This window comes from Sphaerimonospora cavernae (assembly GCF_042435035.1).
Taxonomy (GTDB): Bacteria; Actinomycetota; Actinomycetes; order Streptosporangiales; family Streptosporangiaceae; genus Sphaerimonospora; species Sphaerimonospora cavernae.
In genome coordinates this window covers 32,860-43,185 of record NZ_JBHMQT010000030.1, presented here as the reverse complement: position 1 = coordinate 43,185, position 10,326 = coordinate 32,860, and the positions used below count along the sequence as shown (strand labels likewise).

Here is a 10,326-nt window from a genome sequence, read left to right as displayed (position 1 = left end):
TCCTCCGGCCCGGCCGCCTCGGCCAACTCCAGCAGAATCTGCTCGGCGTTGGCCGCGTCGGCATCGCTCAGCCCGGCGGTGGCCGCGCAGATCGCCGTCACCACCGCCTCGCTCAGGCTCCCGGCGGCGTACCCGGCCTTCACCTGCGCCAGGCGTTCCAACTCCATGCCCAGGCCCATCACCCGGTTGGCGACCCGCCGGCTCGTCCCGCACACCGACCGCAGCCAGGTCCTGGTCGAGGCATGCCCGCGCTCACGAGCGGCCCCGGCCGCATGCACCCGCTGCGCGCGCACCGCGATCGCCGCCTCCAGCCGATCCCGCGCGAAGATCAACTCCTCCAGCTGCGCCAGACACACATCCGGCGCGTCCGGGACCGGGGACAACGCCAGCGCCAGCGCAGACTCCCGCACCGCCGACACCAACGGCCACGACCCCGCCCCACTCCCGGCCGCCCCACTCCCGGCTGTCTCAGCCCCTTCCGGCTCAGCCCCAGCCTCCGCCGACTCAGTCTCGGCCGTCTCATTGGGGTCGAGGCCATCCGCGCAGCCATCCGCGCAGCCATCTCGCGGCGGAGCTGTCCATCCACCCTCTCGGCCGGCCGTGCGCTGGCCCACACCCTCGCGGCCATCCGCTCCCGCGCGGTCGGCGTGGCCATCCCCACCCGTCCGGTCGTCAGCCTCCACGTGGTCCGTATGGGTGACCGCGTCCATGTCCGCGTCCATGCGGTTGTCCGTGAAGCTACCCGCATCCGCATAGTCCGGGAGTGCGGTGCCCGAGGGTGCGGTGTCGGGCGGCGTATCAGCAACGGCGGCAAGCCAATCGGGCCAATCAGACCACTGCCCAGAACGCACCGAAACACCCGTGACACGGCCACCCGAGGCACGGGCGGCGGCACGGACCTCCGCCTCGGCCCGCACCGCGGCCCACCACTGCGGACCCAGCAGCGGCCGAGCCTGGGGAGCCGGCGGATCCGGATCGAACAGCTCGGCGGCTTTCGTCGCCCGTGCCGTCGCGTCCGGTTTCATCGGCCCCCTCCCCACTAACTCACCGTTTCGAAAACCTGTCTGAATTTTCTCACGCCCAACCCAGTAATGACAACACTTTCAGCCACCGAATTCCAAAGAAAATACAAGAAGTAAATGGAGAATGACGTAGATGCTCGCAATGTCGGAAATGGGTAATGGATGGCCTGCAGAGGCGTACGTGAGGTCTATGGAATGCCCTGTGGGTCTTCGCTGTAGTGAGGATCGACCAGGTGGACCGTCGCGAGGCCCCGGAGGAGTCCGCAGTGGAGCCATCACCGGACGGCGCCCGGACGGCGAGAGCCAGGGCGCCTCACCCGGGAGGCCAGGAGTCGGGGAAGTTCACCGTCGCGACGCCAACGATGGACTGGTGAAGGCGAGTGCCGCCGCCAGGCACGCCACAGGTACGACGGACAGGACATACCGATGATCGAATTCGAGCACGGCGGACGGGGCGGCCAGCAAGCCGACGGCCATCACCCATGGCAGCGCCGCCGCGCCCGGCCGCCGAACCGCCCCCACGGCGCCCAAGAGCAGGATCACCGCCAGCAAAGGTCCGCGCAGGTAGGCCGGGTACTGGTAGGCGATGAGCAGACTGGCGTACGGTTCCACGGAACGCATGCCAGTGATGCCGGGGTCGTACACCCGCTGCACCTTGTCGACGAGCGGTTGCCGCGCCAGCGGCCAGGTCCCACGGGCGAAGCCGAAGGCCGGAGTGGTCCGCGCCGGGTGGGCGATCGGGGTCCAGGCGAACGCGATCACGGTGTCCCGCACCACGTCATGGAGGTAATCCAGCGGCTGCGCGGCAATGGCGCGCAGCGCGAAGGCGCGAGCCCGGTCGTTGTACGCGAACTGGTCGCCGGGCAGGCGGTTGAGCGATGAATCGGGCGACCAGATGTACTCGGAGGCGGCGTCCAGCGCAGTCCCGTTCGGGCAGAGCGGGGCCAGTTCCGGCGAGGGCCGGATGACGGCGCAGTCGGCGAAGGTCATGGTGCGTGCCCACAACGCCACCCCGTCCGCACCGCTGAATGCGAACTCCCCGTAGCGCTCGCCATACCAGGCGGCGTAGCCGACCAGCGGCAGCGTTCCCGCCGGGGCCAGTACGGCAAGGCGGCGCCAGGGGACGCGGCGCAGCAGGAGCACGAGCAGGGCGAGCACGAATAACGGCAGCGCGACCGTCCGAGTGAGCGCGGCGGCAGCCAGCAGCGACCCGGCGGTCAAGGCCCCCCCACATTGACAGCTGACGTCCCCAGGCCAGTACGGCGACAGCGGACACGACGAGCAGGATGAACAGCGTGTCGGACAACACCGCGTGCTCCAACCGCAGGAACGACGCGTCGAACAACACGGGCGCAGCGGCGAGCACCGCCCCCCAGACCGGCAACCCCCTGTGGCGCGGCACCGCGTAGATGATCAAACCTGTCATCAGCCCCATCGCGTGCTGAACGGCGGCGATCACCACCACGCTGTGAAAGGGCAGCAGAGCGCGCAGCATCAGCGGGTAGCCGATCAAGCTGTAAGAAATGAACTCCGCAGTCACGCCACGGATCCGCAGTATGGGCCTGACCTCGGCCACGGTCTTGTTGACGAAGTCGACGCAGTGGAACGGCTCACCCGGTGAGTCGACGGCACCCGGGATCCCGTAGCGCTCTCCGGGCCGGGCCGGACGCCCGATGAACACGATCGCGTGTCCCCGGAACGTCGCCGGAATGCGGAAACCGATCGGACAGCCGGCGAACCGCGAACACGTGCCGGGGCCTCGATCGCGGTGATGACGCTCCCGTCACGGGTGCCGTCGAAGACGGTGGCCTCTCCCACGTTGGCCGGCGACACGGGTTCGACCCGCACCTGGACGTCCAGGCCCCGGTCCCGCAGCTCTCGCTGGTACATCTCCGGGTTGGCGAACAGGTCCTTCACAGTGACGACGTAGTGGTCGCCCTCCTGTTTTGTGTGCGTCTCCGGACATAGGCCAGGAGGTCGGCGAAGTGCGTGAGATAGATCTCCTCGAAGCGCTGCTTCATCCCCGAGTCGCCCACTATCGCTCCCTTGGCCGGCTATGCCTCCTATCCCATACGTGTCCGGATCAACAGCGGTGTTTCATGCCTTTTCCTTCTTCATGCCAAAGAGCTCATGGGGGATGCCGAGGCGAGGGTCAGGGCGAAGTCCCCCGCGGGATCGGTGTATCTACTGGTGACCGCGAACCCGGCCCGCGTGAGCTCACCGGCCACCCCCTCCTCCCGGAACTTGGCGCTGATCTCCGTACGGATCTCCTCGCCCTCGTCGAAGGAGACGGCGAGGCCGAGCGCGCTGATCGCGACCCGCATGGGGCGGGCGGCCCGCAGGCGCATCTCGATCCACTCGTTGTCCTCGTCGTAGATCGCGACGTGCTCGAAGGCGTCCGGCTGGAAATCGGCGTCCAGTTCCCGGTTGAGCACGCGCAGGACATTGCGGTTGAACTCCGCCGTCACACCGAGGGCGTCGTCGTAGGCCGCGACCAACCGGGCGACGTCCTTCACCAGATCGGTGCCGAGGAGCAGCATGTCCCCCGGCCGCAGCGTGGCGCGCAACTCCTTCAGGAACACCTCCCGGGCGGTGGGCGGCAGATTTCCGATCGTGCCGCCGAGAAAGGCCACCATCCGGCGGCCCGGCGTGGGCAGCAGACTGGGCAGCAGCGCCAGATGGGCCTCGAAGTCCGCGCGTACGGGCCGCAGTTCGATGCGGGGATAACGGACGGAGAGCCGGCCGGCGGCCGCCTCCAGCGTGACCACGTCGACGTCGACCGGGGTGTACGCGCGCAGCGTCCCCTCCGCCGCGAGTGCGTCGAGCAGCAGCACCGTCTTCTCACTGGTGCCCGATCCCAGCTCGATGAGTGTGTCGGCCCGGCTCCGCGCGGCGATGTCGAACACGTGCCGGCGCAGGATCTCCAGCTCTCGCCGTGTGGGGTAGTACTCGGGGAGGTGGGTGATCGCCGAGAACAGCGCGCTGCCCGTCTCGTCATAGAACCACTTCGGCGGAAGCCATTTGGGCGTGGCCGTGAGCCCGGTACGGACATCGTGCTCCAGCGCCTGCCGCAGGTAGTCGTCGTCGAGACGATCGATCACAGCCATGAGTCGCTCCTCATCGAACGGTTCTCAGAACGGATCTCAGAACGGATCTCAGCGCACGTTCTCCACGGATGGTCCTCGGCGGACGAAGTCCTCAACGGATCGGGGCGACCAGCACGCCGTCGGGGGACGCCGACAGAAGGTTGCGGTCGGGCACCGGACGCCATCCCGGGCGGTCGTCCAGCGGCTCGCTGGCCACGAGCACTCCCTCACCGACATGGGCGTACAAGCTGTCACCCCAGGCGATGGCGGCGGCCTCGGCGCCGCCGCAGGCGAGCAGGTTGAGCCGAGCGGCCGGATCGGCCGCGGCGACCCGCTTCACGACGAGGGTCAGTGCGTCGGCGAGCGAGGCGCCGGCCCGCAACCGGGTGAACACGAGCGAAGCGAGCCACGCCGAGTCGCACAGGCTCTCCGGCTCACACAGGCTCTCCCGACCGCCCGCCAACCGTCTGACGGCGTCCCGCTCGACCCGGCCGTTGTGGCTGAGCAGCCAGCGTCCGTCGGCGAACGGCGCGGTGGCCGTCTCCTCGACGGGCATGCCCACGGTGGCGCACCGCACGGCGGCGATGAGGCAGGTGGACCGCGCGGCCGCGGCCAGGCCGGACAGGTTGGCATCGGACCAGATGGGGACGGTACGGCGGTAGCGCACCGGCTCGCACAGGACCGGGTCGTACCAGCCCATGCCGAAGCCGTCGGCGTTGACCGTGCCGTACCGCTGCATGCGCGGGGCGTACGACTGCTCGAGCAGGCCGTGCTCCGGCTCGGAGATCAGCCACGAGAGCGGTCGGGCCGGCCCGAACCACGCCGCATGACGGCACACTTCGATCCTCCGGTCTGTCCTCGACCCTCTGTCGGTCCTCTTCAGTCCCCTTCAATCCTCTGAACGGGCGCAGCGGAAACCGGCGAAGATCTGCCGTCGGATCGGATAGTCCCAGTTCCGGAACGTCCTTCTGACGGCGGTGGGATGCGTGGCCCAGGACCCGCCGCGCAGCACCCGGTAGCTCTCCCCGAAGAAGACCTCGCTGTATTCCGAGTACGGGAAGCTCCGGTAACCGGGATAGGGCAGGAACCAGGAGTCGGTCCACTCCCAGACGTCGCCGATGAGCTGCTCGACCCCGTACGGGCTGGCCCCTCGCGGAAAGGCCCCGATGGGCGCGGGGCGGGCGGCCCGATTGCCGAGATTCGCCTGCCCGGCGCTCGGCGGCCGGTCGCCCCACGGATACGCGTGCCCGCCGCACGCCTTCTCCCACTCGGCCTCAGTCGGCAGCCGCTTGCCGACCCAGCATGCGTAGGCGTCGGCCTCGTACCAGGAGACGTGCTGCACCGGCTCGTCCTCCGGCACCGGCTCCACCCTGCCGAAGCGCGTACGCGACCAGGTGTCGCCGTCCCGCGCCCAGAACAGCGGCGCGCGCACGCCGGAACGGCGCATCCACTCCCACCCCTTGGGGTTCCACCAACGCGGGTCGTCGTATCCGCCGTCGGCGATGAACGTGGCGAAGGCACGGTTGCTCACCGGGTAGCGGTCGATCCAGTAGCCCGGCAGGTGCCTGCGGTGGGCGACACGCTCGTTGTCGTACGCCCAGGGCGAGGCGGCGCCCGCGCCCATCGTGAAGATCCCCCCGGGGATGTGGATCTCCGGGGCGACGGGTCCGATGGACCGGCCGGTGGGCAGACCGCCTTCCGGCACCAGGCCCGGATGCCCGGACAGCTGCAGTGTCGCGAGCATGGTCTCGTCGTGCTGGTGCTCGTGCTGTGTCACCAGCCCGAAGACGTACCCGCCGACCCGAAGCGGGTCGGGGCCGTCGAGGTGCATGGCCTCGGGGTCCATGCCGTCGAGCACGTCGAGCACCCGGCCGCGCACGCCGCAGATGTACCGCCTGGTCTCGCCCGGCGGGAGGAGCGGCAGGGTCGGCCGGTCCCTGCGCGGCTGCTTGAACGCGTCGTAGATGTCGTCGATCTCCGGCCGCAGCGGGGCCATGCCGCCCACCGCACGCAGCACCCACAGCTCCTCGTAGTTGCCGACGTGGGCGAGGTCCCACACCAGCGGCGACATCAGCGGCGAATGCTGCCGGACGAGCAGGTCGTCGTCCGCGTCCGTGTACGTCAGTGAGCGCTCGCGTACCGTCACCAGCTCTGTCACGATCCGTTCCTTCAGCCCGTTCGGGTCGTCCCATGAGTACGGATCATCCGCGCTGGTCACGCCGTAGTGATCGTAGTGATCGTTGAGCTCGGTCACGCGATCATCTCCTCCATCAGATCGACGGCCGGGGATCGGCCCGATTCGATGTGCTTCGTGGCGAACGCGGAGACCTGGGCGACCAGCCAGGGCTCGGCCCCCAACCGGGGCAGCGCCTCAACGGCGGCCCGGAAGCACACGGAGGCCGCCCGGCGCAGACCGGGATCGGCCAGCCCCAGGCGGGCGGCGTCCGCCCATCGGCCCTCCATTGGCGCGGCGGCTTCCAGCGCCGTTTCCGCCGTCCGGTCATCGGCGATCAGGGCGTACACGACGGCGGCGACGACCGCCCAGTCGTCGGCACCCTGCGCGTCGACACCCTGCGCATCGTTTCCTTGCGCATCGATTCCCTGGGCATCGAGGTAGCGGATCTCCAGCCAGCCGCGTGGTCGCACCGGCGGGAAAAGGGTGGTGGCGTGATAGGCGAGGTCGTCCTCCCCGGGCGGCCGGCCCGCTGCCCGGGCGAAGTCGCGGAACGCCGTGCCGTCGAGGACCGGGCGGAAGCCGCCCCCGGCATCTCTGATCATCATGAGGCGGGCGTCCAGCAGGTAGCGCGCCCAATCCGCGGCCGGGTCTCCACCCGCCTCGACGGGCGCGGTCCTGCTGGGGTCGAGGGCACGCCAGATGGCCTGCCGGGCCGACATCCATCCCCCGGCGGGCGAGTTGGCGAACGCCGCCACCAGCACGGGGCCGAGCCGGTGCGCCCGCGTCCAGCGGACCGCGGGGTCCTCGCCCACGTCGATGTTGAGCTGGATCGACGCCGTCGAGCACATCATGGTGAGCCCATAGGGCACCCCGAGGAAGGCCGCCATCGCGTCATAGCGAGGCTCCCGCAGTTGTCGCACCGGCGATCGCCGCGGGTCGAGTCCCATGCCGCCGAGCGACAGCCCGGCACGGCCGAGCGCGAGCCGTACGGCCTGGACGTCGGCGGCGAGAGCGGCGACCGCGACGGGCAGCCTTCCCGGCGGCCCGGAGAGTTCGAGTTGCCCTCCGGGCTCGAACGTGACGCGGCTCCCGCCGGGAAGCGGCGGGAGCGCGTCGCGGATTCGAGCGATGGGCACCTGCGCCGCCGGGAGAACGGTGTCATAAACCAGGAACTCCAATTCGACGCCCAACCGGTCCGCGGTCTCCCCGCGGAAGCACTCGCGGGCGTATGCCTGCACGTCCGTCATCCGCCCTCCATCGGCCAGCCGTGCCGAATCGAATTTCTTCCCACACACCTCACATTCAACCCGGATAGCCATAAATAGACCTATTTAGCAGAAATTAGGACAAATCATCCCTTCTGTGATCGCGTACGGAATGACCAGTCCGCATCGCTCATCCGGATGAGTGAGACGCCGACGGCCCCGAAGACGACCAGAAGGATCACCGGGCCCGCCAGCCCGAGCAGCGCGTTCCCCTGGTTCGCGCCGAACAGCCAGACGAGCAGCCCGGCCAGGACACCGGCCGGGAACCACCAGCCCGCCCGGCTGGACCGGGCGTAGGCGACCGCGACGAGGGTGAGTCCGAGGAACGCGCCGATCATGCCGGGCAACTGCCAGCCGAAGATCAGGGCGGGGTGCGCCGACTCGTCGATGAGCTTCCGCGCCTGGTCCGCCGGCAGGTTCTGGTAGAGGGAGATGTCGATGAAGTCCACGACCATCATCGAGGAGAAGTTGATGAGGCCGAGAACGGTGGCGGCGCCGGCCAGGTTGGCGAGCACCACCCCCCGTCCGCGTACCAGGTGCACCAGGCCGAGGACGGCGGGCACCCAGAGCACCCAGGCGTAGTGCAGCAGCGTCGCGCTGACGCCCGCCGCGCCCGGGTTGTTCGCGTAGGCCATGACGTCGCCGTGCTCGTAGGGGTCGACGACCATGCCCAGCAGCAGGCAGAGGGGGGCGAGGACGAGGCAGGCGCCCGCCGCGAGGCGGCGGAAGGAGTTCGCGTTGGCAATCATGGACCGGACAGTAGGGAGCCGGCCCTCGTCCGGTCGTCAAAGCGGTCTTTGACGCCTCCTCCCCCCGGAGGCTGATTCCGGCCGGACGTCGACTCCCCCGGAGTGCCCATGACGGGCGGCCATGGAACGGTGCCGGGACGGCGGCGGCTACCCTCTGCTCATGTTCCAGCGCCGTCCCCCAACAGCGGTCGACTGGCTCGTCGCGGCCGTCGTGGGCCTGTTCGCCGTGGCGGAGGAAATCGGCGGGCGCACCCTGACACCGGTCCGGCCGTACGTCGCCTGGTGGATCATGGCCGGGATGGCCGCGGCGGCCCTGGTGCTCTTCCGGCGCCGTGCGCCGTTCGCCATCCTTTGCGGCTACTCGGCCGCCAACGTCGTCTCGTTCACGCTCCTACGCGAGACGGCGGCCGCCTGGCAGTTCTACACCCAGCTCGTGCTGCTGTTCACCCTGCTGGCCGAGGTGCGGGTGGTCAGCGTGAAGGCCGGCGTCGGCCTGGCCGCGACCGGGGCGTACCTGCTCTGCATGCTGACCGCGCTGTCGCCGCGGGCCGGATGGGGCGATGTGGCGGTGGCCCTGGTCATGACCTCGATCGCGGCGGGTTCCGGAGCCGCCGTGCGCCGCCACCGCGTGCTCGCCGTGCAGGCGGCCGAGCGCGGCGAGTTGCTGGCCCGCGAGGCCGTCGCGGAGGAGCGCGCCCGCATCGCCCGCGAACTGCACGACGTCGTGGCCCACAGCGTCAGCGTGATGACCATGCACACCGGCGGTGTACGGCTCCTGCTGCGGGAAGACCAGGATCACGAGCGGCAGATGCTGTCCGGCATCGAGGAGATCGGCCGGGGGGCCATTGAGGAGCTGCGGCGCATGCTCGGCCTGCTGCGCGGACCTGATGGCGAGGCGCCGGGCCCGCGGCCCGGTCTCGGCCGACTGGACGACCTGCTGGAGCAGATGCGGTCGGCCGGGCTCGACGTGACGCTCGACGTACGCGGCGACCCGGTGCCGCTGGCCGCGGGACTCGACCTGTCCGCCTACCGCATCGTGCAGGAGGCACTGACGAACGCGCTCAAACACGCGGGTCCGACGGAGGTCGCCGTCACCGTCGAGTTCACTCTCCGCGACCTCCGTCTGGAGGTGGTCGACCGGGGGCCTCGTGACGCGGACCGGAGCCAAGCGGGACACCAGGTTGGACACCACGGCGGGCACCACGGCGGGCACCACGGCGGGCATGGGCTGATCGGCATGCGTGAGCGGGTCACCCTGTTCCAGGGCTCGTTCTCGGCGGGGCCGGTCGGCCGCGGCTTCGGGATCCGGGCGGTGCTTCCCCTGTGAGCGGCGCCCCGGAAAGCAGCACCCCCGAAAGCAGCGGCATCGGCATCCTGATCGCCGATGACGAGGTGATGATCCGCGCCGGGTTGCGACTTGTGATCGGCACGCAGCCGGATCTGACCGTGCTGGGCGAGGCGTCGGATGGACTGACCGCGATCGAGCTGGCCGCCAGGGTGCGGCCGGACGTCGTGCTGCTCGACGTCGCGATGCCCCGAATGGACGGACTGGAGGCGGCCCGGCGCATACTCTCCCTACCTCGGGCACCACGGGTGATCATGCTCACCACCTATGACACCGACGGCAACCTCGACCGCGCGCTGCGCGCCGGGGTGAGCGGTTTCCTGCTCAAGGTCTCACCACCCGAGCACCTGTTCGCCGCGATCCGCAGCGCGGTCCGGGGCGAGGCCCTGCTCGACCCCGCCGTGACCCGCCGGGTGATCGAGGGCTACGTCCAGGCGCCCGCGGCGGCCGCCGCCCCCGGCGGCCTGACCGCCCGGGAGGAGCAGGTGCTCCGCCTGATCGCCCAGGGGCTGTCCAACGCCGAGATCGCCGCCGCGCTGTCCATCTCCGAGGCGACGGTCAGCACGCACATCAACCGGTTGCTGGCCAAGCTCCGGTTGCGTGATCGGGCCCAGGTGGTGCGATACGCGTACGAGGCCGGGCTCGTACGCCCCGGTGACCGCCCTGCCGGTAGCGTTGGGTGA

At 70.1% G+C, this 10,326-nt stretch carries 9 protein-coding genes; 2 read left to right on the top strand and 7 right to left on the bottom strand.

From position 1 onward, the window contains the following. The 7 genes from ACFHYQ_RS13430 to ACFHYQ_RS13400 all read right to left on the bottom strand — a co-directional run. Positions 1–1,025 (bottom strand): 13E12 repeat family protein (locus ACFHYQ_RS13430; protein WP_394301454.1); only part of this gene is annotated, 1,025 nt, incomplete at its 3' end. Between the two features lie 339 nt (positions 1,026–1,364). Continuing rightward, positions 1,365–2,243 carry a hypothetical protein gene (locus tag ACFHYQ_RS13425; RefSeq protein ID WP_394301453.1) on the bottom strand — a complete coding sequence of 293 codons (879 nt, stop codon included), beginning with the start codon at positions 2,241–2,243 and terminating at the stop codon, positions 1,365–1,367. A gap of 893 nt (positions 2,244–3,136) precedes the next feature. Then, positions 3,137–4,129: an L-histidine N(alpha)-methyltransferase gene (gene egtD / locus ACFHYQ_RS13420; protein WP_394301452.1), complete on the bottom strand. Its 993-nt coding sequence runs from the start codon at positions 4,127–4,129 to the stop codon at positions 3,137–3,139. A 91-nt stretch (positions 4,130–4,220) separates the two neighbouring features. Beyond that, positions 4,221–4,946 (bottom strand): ergothioneine biosynthesis protein EgtC, encoded by a 726-nt coding sequence (egtC, locus tag ACFHYQ_RS13415; protein WP_394301451.1) that lies wholly within the window; start codon positions 4,944–4,946, stop codon positions 4,221–4,223. Positions 4,947–4,997: 51 nt separating this feature from the next. After that, on the bottom strand, positions 4,998–6,326 hold the full coding sequence (gene egtB, locus ACFHYQ_RS13410; RefSeq protein WP_394301455.1) for an ergothioneine biosynthesis protein EgtB: 1,329 nt from the start codon (positions 6,324–6,326) through the stop codon (positions 4,998–5,000). 32 nt (positions 6,327–6,358) lie between these two features. Next, positions 6,359–7,531 (bottom strand): glutamate-cysteine ligase family protein, encoded by a 1,173-nt coding sequence (locus ACFHYQ_RS13405; protein ID WP_394301450.1) that lies wholly within the window; start codon positions 7,529–7,531, stop codon positions 6,359–6,361. Positions 7,532–7,635: 104 nt separating this feature from the next. Further along, on the bottom strand, positions 7,636–8,298 hold the full coding sequence (locus tag ACFHYQ_RS13400; RefSeq protein ID WP_394301449.1) for a hypothetical protein: 663 nt from the start codon (positions 8,296–8,298) through the stop codon (positions 7,636–7,638). A 160-nt stretch (positions 8,299–8,458) separates the two neighbouring features. On the opposite strand from ACFHYQ_RS13400, the gene ACFHYQ_RS13395 reads away from it, so the two are divergent. Both ACFHYQ_RS13395 and ACFHYQ_RS13390 read left to right on the top strand, forming a co-directional pair. Beyond that, complete coding sequence (locus ACFHYQ_RS13395; protein WP_394301448.1) at positions 8,459–9,625, top strand: sensor histidine kinase; 1,167 nt, start codon at positions 8,459–8,461, stop codon at positions 9,623–9,625. Further along, positions 9,622–10,326, top strand: coding sequence for a response regulator (locus ACFHYQ_RS13390; RefSeq protein ID WP_394301447.1), 705 nt, complete (start codon positions 9,622–9,624; stop codon positions 10,324–10,326). Before ACFHYQ_RS13395 ends, ACFHYQ_RS13390 begins: the two co-directional genes overlap by 4 nt.

What these genes read in the sequence shown, in the direction of transcription:
- egtD (WP_394301452.1), bottom strand. Translation starts at nt 4,129, where the DNA reads ATGGCTGTGATCGATCGTCTCGACGACGACTACCTGCGGCAGGCGCTG.
- ACFHYQ_RS13405 (WP_394301450.1), bottom strand. Translation starts at nt 7,531, where the DNA reads ATGACGGACGTGCAGGCATACGCCCGCGAGTGCTTCCGCGGGGAGACC.
- ACFHYQ_RS13400 (WP_394301449.1), bottom strand. Translation starts at nt 8,298, where the DNA reads ATGATTGCCAACGCGAACTCCTTCCGCCGCCTCGCGGCGGGCGCCTGC.
- ACFHYQ_RS13395 (WP_394301448.1), top strand. Translation starts at nt 8,459, where the DNA reads ATGTTCCAGCGCCGTCCCCCAACAGCGGTCGACTGGCTCGTCGCGGCC.